Genomic DNA, 15,967 nt, shown 5'->3' with positions numbered 1-15,967 from the left:
TATAGTTGATTATCCGACTATAACTAGCACGCGCTGTTTATTTTTTCAACAGCAGTTGCAGCGCCCCGCTACAACACCATTTCCGCCATATCGCGCAGTAGGCTGGTATCGCCCATCACGAGCAGGGAGGTCACGGGTGAATCCTTCCAGGCTTCCAGGCGCTCTTTCACCCGGGCTTTGGATCCGGACAGCGAAATCTCATCGGCAAATTGATCCGGCACCACGTGAATCGCTTCTTCCTGTTTGCCTTCAAAAAATAGTTCTTGAATGCGATCGGCCTCAGCTTCAAAGCCCATGCGGGACATCAGCTCTTTGTGGAAGTTACGCTTTTTCGAGCCCATGCCGCCGATATAGAACGCCAGCATAGCCTTAACCGGGTACAGCGCCTGCTCGAGATCGTCGTTGATATTGACCATCGCCATAGCGGAAATTTCGAAGCCTTCCTTTGCCCCCTTCAGCTGATCGGCGTAGACCTCCTGACGATAGGGAGAGTAGTACAGGGGCAACCAGCCGTCGGCAATCTCTGCTGTCTGCGCCACATTCTTCGGACCTTCTGCGCCGAGGAAGATGGGCAGGTCTTTGCGCAAAGGGTGAGTGATGGGCTTAAGCGGCTTACCCATACCCCAAGCACCGGGACCCTTGTAGGGCAGAGGATAGTGCTCGCCATCGTTGGTCACAGGAGCTTCACGAGCCATCACCTGCCGGATAATGTTGACATATTCGCGGGTGCGAGAAACCGGCTTGCTGAAGGGTTGCCCATACCAGCCCTCGACAACCTGCGGCCCCGAGACACCGAGACCCAGAATCATGCGGCCGCCGGACAGGTGGTCCAGCGCCAGAGCAGACATTGCACAGGCCGTGGGCGTGCGCGCAGAAAGCTGGGCGACCGAGGTGCCGAGCCGGATCTTTGACGTATGCGCGCCGATCCATGCCAATGGCGTAAAGGCATCATTACCCCAGGATTCGGCGGTCCAAACGGAGTCGTAGCCTAGTTTCTCGGCTTCCTGAGCCAGTTCAACGTGTGAGTTTCCCGGCGCAAGCGCACCCCAATAACCCAGCTGCAAACCCAGTTTCATGACCCTATCCCCTTTTGGTGGTGTTCTGACAGACCCACAGAGTAATTCAAGTACGCGACACCAGCCATGGGCGAATCAGTCAAAATACTGGCCTTTCTGATCATACTTTCGCTAAGGGCAGACACAAAAAAGCCGACACTTAGCCGGCTTTTTCGAGTCGTTTTGCGGCTAAAACCGCAACACCTTACTCTTCAGTGTCGTCGTCCTGCTCTTCCGCAACGGGGCGGTCAACCAGTTCAACATAGGCCATCGGCGCGCTGTCGCCATCGCGGAAGCCACACTTCATGATGCGGATGTAACCACCGGGACGCTCCTGGTAGCGCGGGCCCAGCTCGCTGAAGAGCTTACCAACGGCTGCCTTGTTGCGCAGACGGTCGAAGGCCAGACGGCGATTGGCAACACTGTCTTGCTTAGCCAGAGTGATCAGCGGCTCAGCGTGACGACGCAGCTCTTTCGCTTTCGGCACAGTAGTTTTGATAAGTTCGTGCTCAACCAATGACGCAGTCATGTTGCGGAACATGGCTTTACGGTGAGAGCTGTTCCGGTTCAGTTGACGTCCACTTTGACGGTGACGCATGGCTTGATTCCTTTACGTTGTGCTATCTCAGCAAGCTAATACTTCAAGACCTGTTCTTAAACCAGAACGCGGTCGTCATTCTTCAGGCTGGCAGGCGGCCAGTTGTCCAGGCGCAGGCCCAGAGACAGTCCGCGAGACGCCAGTACGTCCTTGATTTCAGTCAGCGACTTCTTACCCAGGTTCGGGGTCTTCAGCAGCTCGACCTCAGTGCGCTGTACCAGATCACCGATGTAGTAGATGTTCTCGGCTTTCAGACAGTTCGCAGAGCGTACGGTCAGCTCCAGGTCGTCTACCGGGCGCAGCAGAATCGGATCAACTTCATCTTCTTCGCGCGCAGGCTCGGCATCGCCTTCGCTTTCCAGATCAACAAACACGGCCAGCTGCTGTTGCAGGATGGTCGCCGCACGACGGATCGCCTCTTCGGGGTCGATGGTGCCGTTGGTTTCCAGATCCAGAACCAGCTTGTCCAGATCAGTGCGCTGTTCAACACGAGCGCTCTCAACCACGTAGGCTACGCGAGCAATCGGGCTGAAGGTCGCATCCAGGCTCAGACGACCGATGCTGCGGGTCTCTTCTTCGCCAGTTTCGCGGGCATCAGCAGGAACATAGCCACGACCGCGGGCAACGGTCAGACGCATGTTCAGCTCACCAGCTTCGTTCAAAGTCGCGATGACATGCTCAGGATTTTTGATCTCGATGTCATGATCAACCTGAATGTCGCCAGCGGTAACGATGCCGGGGCCTTTCTTGCTCAGGTTCAGAACGGCCTGATCTTTGCCGTTCATGGTTACTGCAACGCCTTTCAGGTTCAGCAGGACTTCGATAACGTCTTCCTGAACACCTTCCATTGCGCTGTATTCGTGCTGAACGCCATCGATCTCTACTTCTGTGATGGCACAACCCGGCATGGAAGACAGCAGGATGCGACGCAGAGCATTGCCCAGAGTGTGGCCAAAACCACGCTCCAGCGGCTCAAGGGTTACCTTGGCGCGGGTTTCGCTTTGCTCATCCACCTGAATCACGCGGGGTGTGAGAAATTCGTTCACTGCACTCTGCATAGTTTCACCTGTAGTGAGATTAACTGGACTGACAACTTACTTAGAGTAAAGCTCAACAATCAAATGTTCGTTGATCTCTGAAGAGAGGTCAGTACGATCCGGGTTGGCTTTGTAAGTGCCTTCCATCTTGTCGGTGTTCACGTCGATCCAGCTGATGTCGCCACGCTGGGCAGCCAGAGCCATCGCAGACTTGATGCGCAGCTGGTTCTTGGCCTTTTCACGGACAGTGATCACGTCACCGGGCTTCACCTGATAAGAAGCGATGTTAACAGTCTGACCGTTAACTTGAATCGCTTTGTGCGAAACCAGCTGACGTGCTTCCGCACGAGTAGCACCGAAGCCAATGCGGTAAACCACGTTGTCGAGACGCGATTCCAGCAGGCACAGCAGGTTTTCACCGGTTGCACCTTTCAGGCGTGCAGCTTCTTTGTAGTAGTTGCGGAACTGCTTTTCCAGAACGCCGTACATGCGACGAACCTTCTGCTTTTCACGCAGCTGGACACCGTAGTCAGACAGACGGCCACGACGTGCACCGTGCATGCCGGGAGCAGCTTCAGCTTTACATTTTGATTCCAGGGGGCGAACGCCGCTCTTGAGAAACAGGTCAGTGCCTTCCCGTCTGGAGAGTTTGCAGCTAGGGCCTATGTAACGAGCCATACCAAGTATTCCTGTTTATCTGTTAATTACACGCGACGTTTTTTCGGCGGACGGCATCCATTGTGCGGGATGGGCGTCACGTCGGTAATGTTGGTGATCTTGTATCCGCAGTTGTTCAGAGCTCGAACAGCGGATTCACGACCCGGGCCAGGACCTTTAACTTCAACGTCCAGGTTTTTCAGGCCGTAGTCTTTCGCGGCTTCACCAGCGCGCTCGGCAGCAACCTGGGCTGCGAACGGGGTGCTTTTACGCGAACCACGGAAGCCGCTACCACCGGCAGTCGCCCAGCTCAGGGTGTTGCCCTGACGGTCGGTGATGGTAACGATCGTGTTATTGAAAGAAGCGTGGATATGGGCAACGCCATCCACTACGGTTTTCTTTACCTTTTTACGGGTAGAACCGGGCTTAGCCATGTTTACATCCTATCTCTAATATCAACACTACACAGTGCAGCGAGGCTGCGGGGTGTAGCTACACTAAAGCGGAAAACGATCTGCTTACTTGCGAATCGGTTTACGCGGGCCTTTACGAGTGCGGGCATTGGTTTTGGTGCGCTGACCACGAACCGGCAAGCTCTTACGGTGACGCAGGCCGCGGTAGCAACCCAGGTCCAGAAGACGCTTGATGTTCATGGACACTTCACGACGAAGGTCACCTTCTACCTGGATTTTGCCGATTTCATTACGCAGCGAATCCAGTTGCTCTTCGCTCAGATCACCAATCTTGGCATCTTCCGCGACACCCGTTGTCGCACACAGACTTTTGGCAGTCGTGCGACCGATTCCGTAGATGTAAGTCAACGAAATCACGGCATGTTTGTTATCTGGTATGTTTACACCAGCGATACGAGCCATTTATAACACTCCAAACTAAATTTCCGGGCCTGAACCCGGCACGTAGCCTTGCTATATCAGGCTACCGCACGCGAAAGGCGCGATAGTCTATACGCAAGACCAGGACAAATCAACCCTGACGCTGCTTGTGACGCGGCTCGGCAGAGCAGATCACCCGTACCACACCCTTGCGGCGAACCATTTTGCAGTTGCGGCAGATCTTTTTGACTGATGCACGCACTTTCATCTCTAACTCTCCTGAGAACCGGGCCGGCTATTACCGCAGGCCGCCACCGTAATTTTTGAGGTTCGCTTTCTTCATCACTGACTCATACTGATGAGACATGAGATGAGACTGAACCTGTGCCATGAAATCCATTACCACTACCACCACAATCAGCAGTGAGGTACCGCCCAGATAGAAGGGCACGTTCCACATCACTACCAGAAACTGAGGCAGCAAACACACCAGCGCGATATACAGAGAACCGAACATGGTCAGGCGGGTCAGTACGCCGTCGATGTAGTTCGCAGTCTGCGCACCCGGGCGAATACCCGGCAAAAACGCGCCGGACTTCTTCAGGTTATCTGCCACTTCACTCGGGTTGAACATCAACGCGGTGTAGAAGAAGCAGAAGAATACAATCAATGCCGTGAACAACAGGATGTTCAGCGGTTGGCCGGGACCGATCGCCAGCGCGACTTCCTGCAGCCATTCCATACTTTCGTCGCCGCTCTGACCGAACCACTGGGCGATAGACGCCGGGAACAGCAGAATAGAGCTGGCGAAAATCGCCGGGATAACACCGGCCATGTTCACTTTCAGGGGCAGGTGACTGCTCTGCGCCTGATACATCTTGCGGCCGCGCTGTTGCTTGGCGTAGTTCACAGTGATGCGACGCTGACCGCGCTCGATAAACACCACCAGATAAATCACCGCAATCGCCAGTGCCAGAATACCCAGCAGCACCAGAATGTTGATCTCGCCCTGGCGCGCCTGTTCCAGCGACTGCACAACCGCCGCTGGCAGACCGGCTACGATACCAGCGAAAATCAGCAGTGAAATACCGTTGCCGATACCGCGCTCAGTGATCTGCTCGCCCAGCCACATCATGAAGACTGCGCCGGTAACCAGAGACACGACCGCGACAAAGTAAAACGAAAACCCGGGATCAAACGCCAAACCCTGGTTGCCCATACCCACGGCCATACCGGTACCCTGCAGGGTCGCCAGTGCCACCGTAAGGTAGCGCGTGTATTGGGTAATCTTGCGACGCCCCGCTTCACCTTCTTTCTTCAGCGCTTCCAGCTGCGGGCTAACCGCCGACATCAGCTGCATGATGATCGATGCAGAGATGTAAGGCATAATGCCCAGCGCCAGAATACTCATGCGCTCAAGGGCACCACCGGAGAACATGTTAAACAGACCGAGGATCGTACCCTGGTTCTGGTTGAACAGCGCCGCCAGCTGATCCGGGTTAATTCCAGGCACCGGAATATGGGTACCGATGCGATAAACAATTATCGCCAGCAGTACAAAACGAAGGCGAGCAAACAGCTCGCCTAATCCCGCCTGATTATTGGAACCCGGTCCTGGCTTCGCCATGTTTTACCCCGATTAGTCTTCGACCTTGCCGCCAGCTTTTTCGATCAGCTCGCGCGCACCCTTGGTCACCGCCAGACCTTTAATGGTAACGGCTTTGTTCAGCTCGCCAGACAGGAAGACCTTGGCGCGCTCAATGTTGGTGCCAACGATATCGGCACGCTTCAGCGCTTCCAGATCAATCACGTCTGCGTCGACTTTCGCCAGTTCGCTGGTGCGAATCTGGGCAGTAACGCGCGCCAGACGGGAAGTAAAACCGTACTTGGGCAGACGTTTCTGCAAGGGCATTTGACCACCCTCGAAACCTGGACGCACTTTACCACCGGAGCGGGATTTCAAACCCTTGTGGCCGCGACCACCGGTCTTGCCCAAGCCGCTGCCAATGCCGCGACCGCGACGTTTTGCATCTTTCGTGCGACCGGGCGCTGGGCTCAATGTATTCAAACGCATATCTGAGCTCATCACTTAATCCTCTACCCGAACCAGGTAATTAACTTTATTGATCATGCCGCGAACAGAAGGTGTATCTTCCACTTCAACGGTGTGACCAATCCGGCGCAGACCCAATCCAGCCACGCAGGCTTTGTGAGCTTGCAAACGGCCCGCAGTAGACCGGGTCTGGGTAACTTTAATCGTTTTCGCCATGGCTCTAAATTCCAGCTCGTTTAGCTTGTAATTTCTTCAACAGTCTTACCGCGCTTGGCGGCAACTTCTTCCGGAGAAGAGATTGCTTTCAGGCCATTGATCGTAGCGCGAACCACGTTGACCGGGTTGGTAGACCCGTAACACTTGGCCAGTACGTTGTGAACGCCAGCGATTTCAAGAACCGCACGCATCGCACCACCGGCGATTACACCGGTACCTTCAGAGGCCGGCTGCATGTATACCTTGGAGGCACCGTGGCGAGCCTTGACCGGGTACTGAATGGTGTGACCGTTCAGATCTACCTGGATCATGTTGCGACGTGCTGCTTCCATTGCTTTCTGGATCGCAACAGGCACTTCACGCGCTTTGCCACGACCGAAGCCAACTTTGCCATTGCCGTCGCCAACTACAGTCAGTGCAGTGAAGCCGAAGATGCGACCACCTTTGACCACTTTCGCTACACGGTTAACCTGAACCAGCTTTTCCTGCAGGCCTTCGGTGTTGTCTTTGCCTTTCTGATCGTATGCCATTGCTCGCCTCTTAGAATTCCAAGCCGCCTTCACGTGCAGCGTCTGCCAGTGCTTTCACACGGCCGTGGTAGCGGAAACCGCTACGGTCAAACGCCACCTCAGTTACACCGGCAGCTTTGGCGCGCTCGGCAATCAGTTTACCTACGCTGGCCGCTGCATCAGCATTGCCAGTCGCACCACTGCGCAGCTCTTTGTCCAGCGTGGAAGCGCTGGCCAGAACTTTGTCACCCTCGGCAGTGATCACCTGGGCGTACATGTGACGCGGAGTGCGGTGTACGGTCAGGCGAACAGCACGCAGTTCGCGCATTTTAACGCGAGAGCGACGGGCCCGACGTAATCTTGAATCTCTCTTTTCGCTCATAATCTCAGCCCTTACTTCTTCTTCGCTTCTTTACGACGGACGTATTCATCCGCGTAGCGCACACCTTTGCCCTTGTACGGCTCGGGCGGACGGAAGGCGCGAATTTCTGAAGCGACCTGACCCAACAACTGCTTGTCAGCTGACTTCAGCACGATTTCAGTCTGAGTCGGGGTGTCTGCAGTGACACCTTCGGGCAGCTGATAATCAATCGGGTGTGAAAAACCCAATGTCAGGTTAACGGTTTTACCCGATGCTTTCGCACGGTAACCAACACCGTTCAGCTCCAGCTTGCGCTCGAAGCCCTGACTCACACCAACGACCATGTTGTTGACCAGTGCACGGGTTGTGCCCGCCATCGCCCAGCTGGTTTTCTCGTCACGCGGAGCAAACACCAGCGTGTCGTCTTCCTGCTTAACTTCAACAGCGTCGTTGATAACCATGGTCAGGTTGCCATTGGAACCCTTCACCGCGATATCGCTGCCGTTAAGCTTGACCTCGACGCCCTTGGGGATGCTTACCGGGTCTTTAGCTACTCTAGACATTTTGTAAACTCGCCAATATCAATCTTTAGAAGACAGTACAGAGTACTTCGCCACCTACACCGGCAGCACGTGCTGCACGGTCAGTCATCACACCTTTGCTGGTGGAGATGATGGCAACACCCAGTCCTGCGCGTACTTGCGGCAGCTCGTCTTTGCCTGCGTAGGTGCGCAGACCAGGGCGGCTGGCACGCTGAATTTCAGCGATAACCGGTTTACCCTGGAAATACTTCAGATCAACGATCAGATCTGATTTCGCACCTTGCTGCTCAACGCGGTGCCCGGCAATGTAACCTTCTTCCAGCAATACCGCCGCAACCGCCTTTTTCAAATTCGATGACGGAATGGACACACTGGCTTTACCTGCCATCTGAGCGTTGCGGATGCGGGTCAACATATCCGCCAACGGGTCTTGCATGCTCATGTTCTGCTCCCAACTCTGGCCGGCTCACCCGGCACCACAATACTCTTAAATTACCAACTGGCCTTAACCAGACCCGGAACGTCACCGCGCATTGCTGCTTCGCGCAGCTGGTTACGGCACAGACCGAACTTGCGGTAAACCGCGTGCGGACGACCGGTCAGCTGGCAGCGACGCTGCTGGCGGATAGGGCTGGCATTGCGGGGCAGCTTTTGCAGAGCGATCTGCGCATCCCACTTTTCATCGTCAGACGCAGTCTGACTTGCGATGATTGCTTTCAATTCAGCACGCTTCGCCGCGTATTTCGCTACAGTTTTAGCTCGCTTGGCTTCACGGGCTTTCATTGACTGCTTGGCCATAATCTCTACCCTTTAGTTCTTGAACGGGAAATTGAATGCTTTCAACAGGGCGCGACCTTCGTCGTTGTTGCGCGCTGTGGTGGTAATGGTGATATCCAGACCACGCAGCTTGTCGACCTTGTCGTACTCAATTTCCGGAAAAATGATCTGTTCTGTAACGCCCATGGCAAAGTTGCCCCGGCCGTCAAATGACTTCGGACTGATACCACGGAAGTCGCGGATACGCGGGATCGCAATAACGATCAGGCGCTCCAGGAAGTCGTACATACGCTCACCGCGCAGGGTCACCTTGGCACCGATGGGCCAGCCGTCGCGGATCTTGAAACCAGCGATAGACTTACGCGCTTTGGTGACGACAGGCTTCTGACCGGCAATACGCTCCAGATCGGCCACAGCATTGTCCAGGACTTTCTTGTCGCCAACGGCTTCGCCAACACCCATGTTCAGAGTGATTTTAGTGATGCGCGGGACTTCCATTGCATTCGCCAAGCCCAGCTCTTCTTTCAGCTTGCCGCGCAATTCTGTGTCGTAGAGCTCTTTCAGATTCGCCATGTTCGTTTCCAACCAACTTACGCGTCGATTACTTCGCCGCTGGATTTAAAAATGCGTACTTTCTTGCCTTCTTCTACCTTAAAGCCAACACGGTCTGCCTTGCTGGTCTTCGGATTGAAGATGGCGATATTAGAAATCTGGATCGCCGCTTCTTTCTCGACGATACCGCCGGCAACGCCTGCCTGCGGATTGGCGCGCTGGTGCTTTTTGACCATGTTCACGCCAGCGACCAGTACGCGCTCGCCCAGTACTTTACGTACCTTGCCGCGCTTGCCTTTGTCTTTACCGGTGATGACGATTACTTCGTCATCTTTTTTGATCTTACGCATTCTGCTTCAACCCTTTCCGTTACCGTGCTTTACAGCACTTCCGGTGCCAGAGAGATAATTTTCATGAATCGCTCACTACGCAGTTCGCGAGTCACCGGCCCAAAAATACGGGTGCCGATCGGCGCCAGGTTGTTATTCAACAGTACCGCAGCGTTATCGTCGAAACGGATCAGAGAACCGTCACCACGACGAACACCTTTCTTGGTACGAACAACAACTGCTGTCATGACCTGGCCTTTCTTGACCTTACCGCGCGGAATTGCTTCCTTGACGGAAACCTTGATCAGGTCGCCAACATGCGCGTAACGACGGTGCGAACCGCCCAGCACTTTGATACACATAACGCGACGGGCACCGCTGTTATCTGCTACATCCAAATACGTTTGTGTCTGAATCATGTCCTACCCCAAACCCTTAACTGTGTATCACTTGCGATTACACAACCGCCGATCAAACTTCGGCCGCACTTTCATCAATTCGCAACAGTGTCCAGGACTTGGTCTTGGACAGCGGACGAGTCTCGCTGATGGTTACCGTGTCGCCACTCTTGCACTCGTTGTTTTCATCGTGCGCATGAATCTTTGAAGACTTGGTGATGTACTTGCCATACACCGGGTGCTTCACTCGACGCTCAACGAGGACAGTGATGGTTTTATCCATCTTGTTACTGACCACTTTACCGGTGGCAGTACGTGCATTGCTTGCTGCTTCCGCCATTATCAGTTACCTGCCTTTTGTTTCAGCACTGTCTTCACTCGCGCAATATCTTTACGAGTCTGCGTCAACAGATGAGTTTGTGCCAGTTGGCCTGTTGATTTCTGAATGCGCAGCTTGAACTGCTCTTCCAGCAGCTTCAGCAGTTCGCCGTTCAGCTCGTCAACAGACTTTTCACGTAATTCTGCTGCTTTCATCACATCACCGACCGTTTAACAAATGTGGTTGCAATTGGCAGCTTGGCTGCGGCCAGAGTAAAGGCCTCACGCGCCAGCTCTTCAGAAACACCCTGCACTTCATACAACACTTTGCCGGGCTGAATCTGGGCAACCCAGTATTCAACATTACCCTTACCTTTACCCTGACGAACTTCCAGAGGCTTCTGAGTAATAGGCTTATCCGGGAAAACCCGAATCCAGATTTTTCCGCCCCGCTTGATGTGGCGAGTCATGGCCCGACGAGCAGCCTCGATCTGGCGCGCAGTGATGCGGCCGCGACCGGTTGCTTTCAAGCCGAACTCACCGAAGCTGACTTTGCTACCACGGTGCGCCAAACCGCGGTTGCGGTTTTTCATCTGCTTGCGAAATTTAGTACGCTTCGGCTGTAACATTTTGCGTAACCCTTAAACTGTTCTTACTTCGCTTTAGTCTCGGCAACCTGAGCGGTGCCGGCGTCCAGGATCTCGCCTTTGAAGATCCAGACTTTCACACCGATGATGCCGTAAGTAGTCGCGGCTTCAGCAGTGGCGTAGTCGATATCGGCGCGCAGTGTGTGCAGCGGTACACGGCCTTCGCGGTACCACTCGGTGCGAGCAATTTCAGCACCGCCAACACGACCACTCACCTGAATCTTGATGCCTTCAGCACCTTGGCGCATGGCGTTCTGCACAACACGCTTCATGGCGCGGCGGAACATGACACGACGCTCCAGCTGCTGACAAACGTTCTGAGCAACCAGTTTGGCGTCCAGGTCAGGCTTGCGCACTTCTTCGATATTGATGTGCACGGGCACACCCATACGCGCAGTCAGTTCCTTGCGCAGCAGTTCAACGTCTTCACCTTTCTTACCGATAACAATACCGGGACGAGCGGTGTGAATCGTGATACGAGCAGTCTGTGCAGGACGCTCGATAACCACGCGGCTGACCGATGCGTTTGCCAGTTTTTTCTCGATCAGTTCGCGAACCTGAAGGTCAGTAACAAGCTGCTTTGCATAGTTCTTGTTACCGGCATACCAGATCGAGTTATGCTCTTTTACGATCCCCAGACGAATTCCAGTCGGGTGTACTTTCTGACCCATGTGGTCTCTCCTACCTAGCCTTCGCTATCGGCGACTTTTACAGTGATGTGACAAGTTCTCTTCAGGATGCGATCTGCGCGGCCTTTCGCGCGGGGACGCAGACGTTTCATCGTCATGCCTTCGTCCACAAAGATCGTCGACACCTTCAGCTCATCAACATCAGCGCCTTCATTATGCTCTGCATTTGCAATCGCAGAGTTCAGCACTTTCTTGACGAGGCCAGCAGCCTTCTTCGTGCTGAAAGACAAAATGTCCAGTGCTTCTTCAACGCCCTTGCCGCGGATCTGGTCAGCAACCAGTCGTGCCTTCTGGGCAGAAATACGTGCACCGCTTAAACGTGCTGCAACTTCCATCGTATTAGCCTCTTTTCAGCCGCGCTTAGCGCTTGGCTTTCTTGTCTGCAACGTGACCTTTGTAGGTACGAGTTGCAGCAAATTCACCCAGTTTGTGCCCGACCATGTCCTCAGAGACAAGCACCGGCACATGTTGACGACCGTTGTGAACGGCAAGCGTCAAACCAACCATCTCCGGCGAAATCATCGAGCGACGCGACCAGGTCTTGATCGGACGACGATCATTCTTTTCCGCAGCCGCCTCGACCTTCTTCATCAGGTGAAGATCGATAAACGGACCTTTTTTTAGAGAACGTGGCACAAGCTTTTCCTCTCTATCCTAATACCGGCAGTCTTACTTGCGACCGCGACGGCGTACAATCAGATCATTAGTGCGCTTGTTCTTGCGCGTCTTGTAACCCTTGGTGGGCACACCCCATGGGGTAACCGGATGACGGCCACCAGAGGTACGACCTTCACCACCACCGTGCGGGTGATCTACCGGGTTCATGGCCACACCGCGAACGGTCGGGCGCACACCACGCCAGCGCTTGGCACCAGCCTTACCCAGTTTGCGCAGACTGTGCTCGCTGTTGGAAACTTCGCCCAGGGTTGCCCGACACTCGGACAGAACCTTGCGAGTTTCACCGCTGCGCAGACGCAGCGTTGCGTATTGACCTTCACGCGCTACCAGCTGAGCAGAGGTGCCGGCGCTACGCGCCAGTTGAGCACCCTTGCCGGGCTTCATTTCAATACAGTGAACCGTTGAACCCACCGGAATGTTGCGCAGCGGCAGTGCGGAGCCAACTTTAATCGGCGCGCTCTGACCAGACAGCACTTCGTCACCGGCTTTCAGGCCTTTCGGCGCGATGATGTAGCGACGCTCACCATCCGCATACAGAACCAGTGCAATATTCGCAGTGCGGTTCGGATCGTATTCCAGGCGCTCTACCTTACCCAGAATGTTGTCTTTGTTGCGCTTGAAGTCGATCAGACGGTAGTGCTGCTTGTGACCACCACCCACGTGACGGGTTGTGATACGACCATTGTTGTTACGGCCGCCATTTCTACCTTGCTTCTCGATCAGCGCCTTGTGCGGAGCGCCCTTGTGCAGTTCCGGGTTAACCACCCGAACTACAAAGCGGCGACCAGGCGATGTCGGTTTGCTTTTTACGATTGCCATCTATCCTGCTCCAGCTTATTCCACAACCGCAAAGTCGATGTCGTGACCCTGCGCCAGGCTTACATAAGCCTTTTTCCAGTTCGGCTTCTTGGCCAGGCCAAAACGGTTGCGCTTGACCTTGCCTTTCACGTTAAGCGTGCGAACGTCGGTAACCTTGACCTTGAACAGTTTTTCAACTGCAGCCTTGATTTCCAGCTTGTTCGCGTCAGTAGCAACCTTGAATACCACCTGGTTGCCGCTGTCTGCGCTCATCGCCGCCTTCTCAGAGATGTGCGGCCCTTTCAGAATCTTGTAGATGCGCTCTGCATTCATGCCAACATCTCCTCAAGCTTTTTCAGCGCCGGCACAGTGACCAGAACCTTCTCAAAAGCCACCAGACTTACCGGATCAACGCCCTGCACGTCACGAACATCAACCTTGTGCAGGTTGCGGGCCGCCAGATACAGATTCTCACTGACTTCGTGAGAAACGATCAGACCACCATTCATGCCGTAGTCGGCCAGAGACTTGATCAGCGCCTTAGTTTTCGGTGCTTCCAACTCGAAATCTTCAACGACCACCAGACGATCCTGACGAGCCAGCTCAGACAGAATTGAGCGCAGCGCGGCACGATACATCTTGCGGTTAACTTTCTGGCTGTGATCCTGCGGTTTGGCCGCAAAAGTCACACCGCCGCTGCGCCAGATTGGCGAGCGAGTAGTACCGGCACGTGCACGACCAGTGCCCTTTTGACGCCAGGGCTTCTTGCCGCCACCACTCACTTCAGAGCGAGTCTTCTGCGCACGAGTACCCTGACGGGCACCGGCCAGATAGGCCGTTACAACCTGATGAACGAGATCTTCGTTAAACTCACGAGCAAAAGCGACGTCAGATACCTGAACTGTCCCTGCTGCCGCCCCGTTACCGGGTTTCGCAATACTAAGCTCCATTGCTTACCCCCTTAGGAATTCTTAACCTTGACAGCGGGACGCACTAACACGTCACCACCAGGCGCACCAGGTACGGCACCCTTAACCAGAATCAGGTTGCGCTCCGCATCGACGCGAACAACTTCCAGCGTCTGCACGGTTACGCGCTCGGCACCCATATGGCCAGCCATCTTCTTACCCTTGAATACGCGACCGGGGGTTTGACACTGACCGATAGAGCCAGGCGCACGGTGCGACAGAGAGTTACCGTGGGTAGCGTCTTGCATGCGGAAGTTCCAGCGCTTTACACCGCCCTGAAAGCCCTTACCTTTAGACTGCCCGGTAACATCAACTTTTTGACCCGCCTCGAACAGGGCAACAGTCAGCTCAGAGCCAAGCTCCGGAGCTTCTTCACCCTCAAGACGAAATTCCCAGAAACCCCGACCGGCTTCGACGCCCGCTTTTGCGAACTCACCAGCTTGGGACTTTTTGACACGCGAGGCCTTGCGAGTACCTGCGGTAACCTGAATGGCACGATAGCCATCGCTATCGCTATCTTTGACTCGAGTTACGCGATTAGGAGAAACCTCAATCACAGTAACCGGAATTGAAACGCCGTCGTCTGTAAAAACGCGGGTCATACCGCTCTTGCGGCCGACCAATCCAATAGCCATTTCCTTAACCTCTCAGTGTACGGGGCTTGCACCCTCTATGGCCACGCTTGTGAGCGTGTTACACAACCCGGCGTTCTTGCCTTCAAAAACCCGGGCGGGTTTTAAATTGTTTGTTTAAAACCTCGATTAGCCGAGACTAATCTGAACTTCCACACCAGCCGCCAAATCCAACTTCATCAACGCATCTACAGTTTTTTCTGTAGGCTCTACGATATCCAGCAACCGCTTGTGAGTGCGGATCTCGTATTGATCACGAGCATCCTTATTCACGTGCGGCGAGACCAGCACTGTGTAGCGCTCTTTGCGCGTAGGCAGCGGAATGGGTCCGCGTACCTGGGCGCCAGTGCGCTTGGCAGTGTCTACAATCTCTTGCGTTGACGCATCGATCAGACGGTGGTCAAAAGCTTTTAAACGAATTCGAATCCGTTGATTTTGCACCTGACCAACACTCCCATCCCGAATATTCTTCGGATCCCGGCAATTTGGTTGCGCGGACTAACCCGAAAAATGGAAGCGGCATTCTATAGATGGCCCGAAAAAGTGTCAACAACTATTTTGCCGTGCTGACAGGGTTTTTCCGGACTGCCGCTCATTACAAACAGACTAAAAAGGGAGGCAGCAGCCTCCCTTTCTCAGCGACCCTCTCAGGCCGCCGCCAGACGCCGATTACTCAACGATCTTGGCAACAACACCCGCACCTACGGTACGGCCACCTTCGCGAATCGCGAAGCGCAGACCTTCTTCCATCGCAATCGGTGCGATCAGAGTCACGTCCATCTTCACGTTGTCGCCAGGCATTACCATCTCTACGCCTTCCGGCAGCTCACACGCACCCGTTACGTCCGTGGTACGGAAGTAGAACTGCGGACGGTAGCCTTTGAAGAACGGGGTGTGACGACCACCTTCTTCTTTAGACAGCACGTAAACCTCACCCTCGAAGCGAGTGTGCGGGGTGATAGAACCGGGCTTGGACAGAACCTGACCACGCTCAACTTCATCACGCTTGGTACCACGCAGCAGAACACCAACGTTCTCACCGGCACGGCCTTCGTCCAGCAGCTTGCGAAACATTTCTACACCGGTAACGGTGGTCTTGGTGGTGTCACGGATACCAACGATTTCAACTTCGTCGCCAGTCTTAACAATACCGCGCTCAACACGACCAGTTACAACGGTACCGCGACCTGAGATTGAGAAAACGTCTTCAATCGGCATCAGGAACGGCTGGTCAATCGCACGCTCGGGCTCAGGAATGTACTCATCCAGAGTCTCTACCAGCTTCTTAACCGCAGAAGTACCCATTTCGTTGTCGTCTTC

The 15,967-nt window shown here is 54.5% G+C and carries 30 protein-coding genes; all 30 read right to left on the bottom strand.

Features of this window, described 5'->3' with window-relative positions:
- Positions 1-68 precede the first annotated feature (68 nt).
- Positions 69-1,076 carry an LLM class F420-dependent oxidoreductase gene (locus FHR99_RS08560; protein ID WP_183410245.1) on the bottom strand — a complete coding sequence of 336 codons (1,008 nt, stop codon included), beginning with the start codon at positions 1,074-1,076 and terminating at the stop codon, positions 69-71.
- Positions 1,077-1,260: 184 nt separating this feature from the next.
- Positions 1,261-1,653, bottom strand: coding sequence for a 50S ribosomal protein L17 (gene rplQ, locus FHR99_RS08555; RefSeq protein WP_183410244.1), 393 nt, complete (start codon positions 1,651-1,653; stop codon positions 1,261-1,263).
- Positions 1,654-1,709: 56 nt separating this feature from the next.
- Positions 1,710-2,711: a DNA-directed RNA polymerase subunit alpha gene (locus FHR99_RS08550; RefSeq protein WP_183410243.1), complete on the bottom strand. Its 1,002-nt coding sequence runs from the start codon at positions 2,709-2,711 to the stop codon at positions 1,710-1,712.
- A gap of 36 nt (positions 2,712-2,747) precedes the next feature.
- Positions 2,748-3,368: a 30S ribosomal protein S4 gene (gene rpsD, locus FHR99_RS08545; RefSeq protein ID WP_183410242.1), complete on the bottom strand. Its 621-nt coding sequence runs from the start codon at positions 3,366-3,368 to the stop codon at positions 2,748-2,750.
- A gap of 26 nt (positions 3,369-3,394) precedes the next feature.
- Entirely contained in the window at positions 3,395-3,781 is a 387-nt protein-coding gene (gene rpsK, locus FHR99_RS08540) for a 30S ribosomal protein S11 (protein WP_183410241.1), read from the bottom strand.
- Positions 3,782-3,865: 84 nt separating this feature from the next.
- A complete protein-coding gene (rpsM, locus tag FHR99_RS08535; RefSeq protein ID WP_183410240.1) occupies positions 3,866-4,222 on the bottom strand; it encodes a 30S ribosomal protein S13 in 357 nt (118 codons plus the stop codon).
- A 109-nt stretch (positions 4,223-4,331) separates the two neighbouring features.
- A complete protein-coding gene (gene rpmJ, locus FHR99_RS08530; protein ID WP_183410239.1) occupies positions 4,332-4,448 on the bottom strand; it encodes a 50S ribosomal protein L36 in 117 nt (38 codons plus the stop codon).
- Positions 4,449-4,478: 30 nt separating this feature from the next.
- Positions 4,479-5,807, bottom strand: a complete 1,329-nt coding sequence (gene secY / locus FHR99_RS08525; protein ID WP_183410238.1) for a preprotein translocase subunit SecY — start codon at positions 5,805-5,807, stop codon at positions 4,479-4,481.
- A 12-nt stretch (positions 5,808-5,819) separates the two neighbouring features.
- Positions 5,820-6,254: a 50S ribosomal protein L15 gene (rplO, locus tag FHR99_RS08520; RefSeq protein ID WP_183410935.1), complete on the bottom strand. Its 435-nt coding sequence runs from the start codon at positions 6,252-6,254 to the stop codon at positions 5,820-5,822.
- A 15-nt stretch (positions 6,255-6,269) separates the two neighbouring features.
- A complete protein-coding gene (gene rpmD, locus FHR99_RS08515; RefSeq protein WP_183410237.1) occupies positions 6,270-6,449 on the bottom strand; it encodes a 50S ribosomal protein L30 in 180 nt (59 codons plus the stop codon).
- A 20-nt stretch (positions 6,450-6,469) separates the two neighbouring features.
- A complete protein-coding gene (rpsE, locus tag FHR99_RS08510; RefSeq protein ID WP_183410236.1) occupies positions 6,470-6,979 on the bottom strand; it encodes a 30S ribosomal protein S5 in 510 nt (169 codons plus the stop codon).
- Positions 6,980-6,989: 10 nt separating this feature from the next.
- Positions 6,990-7,340, bottom strand: coding sequence for a 50S ribosomal protein L18 (rplR, locus tag FHR99_RS08505; protein ID WP_183410235.1), 351 nt, complete (start codon positions 7,338-7,340; stop codon positions 6,990-6,992).
- Positions 7,341-7,351: 11 nt separating this feature from the next.
- Entirely contained in the window at positions 7,352-7,882 is a 531-nt protein-coding gene (rplF, locus tag FHR99_RS08500; protein ID WP_183410234.1) for a 50S ribosomal protein L6, read from the bottom strand.
- A 25-nt stretch (positions 7,883-7,907) separates the two neighbouring features.
- Positions 7,908-8,303, bottom strand: coding sequence for a 30S ribosomal protein S8 (gene rpsH, locus FHR99_RS08495; protein WP_183410233.1), 396 nt, complete (start codon positions 8,301-8,303; stop codon positions 7,908-7,910).
- Positions 8,304-8,353: 50 nt separating this feature from the next.
- Complete coding sequence (rpsN, locus tag FHR99_RS08490) at positions 8,354-8,659, bottom strand: 30S ribosomal protein S14 (protein ID WP_183410232.1); 306 nt, start codon at positions 8,657-8,659, stop codon at positions 8,354-8,356.
- Between the two features lie 12 nt (positions 8,660-8,671).
- Positions 8,672-9,211, bottom strand: a complete 540-nt coding sequence (gene rplE / locus FHR99_RS08485) for a 50S ribosomal protein L5 (protein WP_183410231.1) — start codon at positions 9,209-9,211, stop codon at positions 8,672-8,674.
- 17 nt (positions 9,212-9,228) lie between these two features.
- Entirely contained in the window at positions 9,229-9,540 is a 312-nt protein-coding gene (gene rplX / locus FHR99_RS08480; protein ID WP_183410230.1) for a 50S ribosomal protein L24, read from the bottom strand.
- Positions 9,541-9,569: 29 nt separating this feature from the next.
- The gene (gene rplN, locus FHR99_RS08475) at positions 9,570-9,938 is read right to left on the bottom strand and encodes a 50S ribosomal protein L14 (RefSeq protein ID WP_183410229.1); all 369 of its coding nucleotides are present in this window, start codon (positions 9,936-9,938) and stop codon (positions 9,570-9,572) included.
- A 52-nt stretch (positions 9,939-9,990) separates the two neighbouring features.
- A complete protein-coding gene (rpsQ, locus tag FHR99_RS08470) occupies positions 9,991-10,257 on the bottom strand; it encodes a 30S ribosomal protein S17 (RefSeq protein ID WP_183410228.1) in 267 nt (88 codons plus the stop codon).
- Positions 10,258-10,259: 2 nt separating this feature from the next.
- Complete coding sequence (rpmC, locus tag FHR99_RS08465; RefSeq protein WP_183410227.1) at positions 10,260-10,451, bottom strand: 50S ribosomal protein L29; 192 nt, start codon at positions 10,449-10,451, stop codon at positions 10,260-10,262.
- Complete coding sequence (gene rplP, locus FHR99_RS08460; RefSeq protein WP_183410226.1) at positions 10,451-10,864, bottom strand: 50S ribosomal protein L16; 414 nt, start codon at positions 10,862-10,864, stop codon at positions 10,451-10,453. The genes rpmC and rplP overlap by 1 nt, the downstream gene beginning before the upstream one ends.
- A gap of 23 nt (positions 10,865-10,887) precedes the next feature.
- Positions 10,888-11,553: a 30S ribosomal protein S3 gene (gene rpsC, locus FHR99_RS08455; RefSeq protein WP_183410225.1), complete on the bottom strand. Its 666-nt coding sequence runs from the start codon at positions 11,551-11,553 to the stop codon at positions 10,888-10,890.
- 14 nt (positions 11,554-11,567) lie between these two features.
- Entirely contained in the window at positions 11,568-11,906 is a 339-nt protein-coding gene (gene rplV, locus FHR99_RS08450) for a 50S ribosomal protein L22 (protein ID WP_183410224.1), read from the bottom strand.
- Positions 11,907-11,931: 25 nt separating this feature from the next.
- A complete protein-coding gene (rpsS, locus tag FHR99_RS08445; RefSeq protein ID WP_183410223.1) occupies positions 11,932-12,207 on the bottom strand; it encodes a 30S ribosomal protein S19 in 276 nt (91 codons plus the stop codon).
- A 33-nt stretch (positions 12,208-12,240) separates the two neighbouring features.
- Entirely contained in the window at positions 12,241-13,068 is an 828-nt protein-coding gene (gene rplB, locus FHR99_RS08440) for a 50S ribosomal protein L2 (RefSeq protein ID WP_183410222.1), read from the bottom strand.
- A gap of 15 nt (positions 13,069-13,083) precedes the next feature.
- Complete coding sequence (rplW, locus tag FHR99_RS08435; protein WP_183410221.1) at positions 13,084-13,380, bottom strand: 50S ribosomal protein L23; 297 nt, start codon at positions 13,378-13,380, stop codon at positions 13,084-13,086.
- Positions 13,377-13,997: a 50S ribosomal protein L4 gene (gene rplD, locus FHR99_RS08430; protein ID WP_183410220.1), complete on the bottom strand. Its 621-nt coding sequence runs from the start codon at positions 13,995-13,997 to the stop codon at positions 13,377-13,379. The genes rplW and rplD overlap by 4 nt, the downstream gene beginning before the upstream one ends.
- Before the next feature lie 11 nt (positions 13,998-14,008).
- Positions 14,009-14,650 (bottom strand): 50S ribosomal protein L3, encoded by a 642-nt coding sequence (gene rplC, locus FHR99_RS08425; protein ID WP_183410219.1) that lies wholly within the window; start codon positions 14,648-14,650, stop codon positions 14,009-14,011.
- Positions 14,651-14,776: 126 nt separating this feature from the next.
- Positions 14,777-15,088 (bottom strand): 30S ribosomal protein S10, encoded by a 312-nt coding sequence (gene rpsJ / locus FHR99_RS08420; RefSeq protein ID WP_183410218.1) that lies wholly within the window; start codon positions 15,086-15,088, stop codon positions 14,777-14,779.
- A 228-nt stretch (positions 15,089-15,316) separates the two neighbouring features.
- Positions 15,317-15,967, bottom strand: a 651-nt coding sequence (locus FHR99_RS08415; protein ID WP_183410217.1) for an EF-Tu C-terminal domain-related protein, incomplete at its 5' end; no start/stop codon positions are given.

Source organism: Litorivivens lipolytica (assembly GCF_014191715.1).
GTDB classification, from domain to species: domain Bacteria; phylum Pseudomonadota; class Gammaproteobacteria; order Pseudomonadales; family Spongiibacteraceae; genus Litorivivens; species Litorivivens lipolytica.
This window is presented reverse-complemented; position numbering and strand designations above follow the sequence as displayed.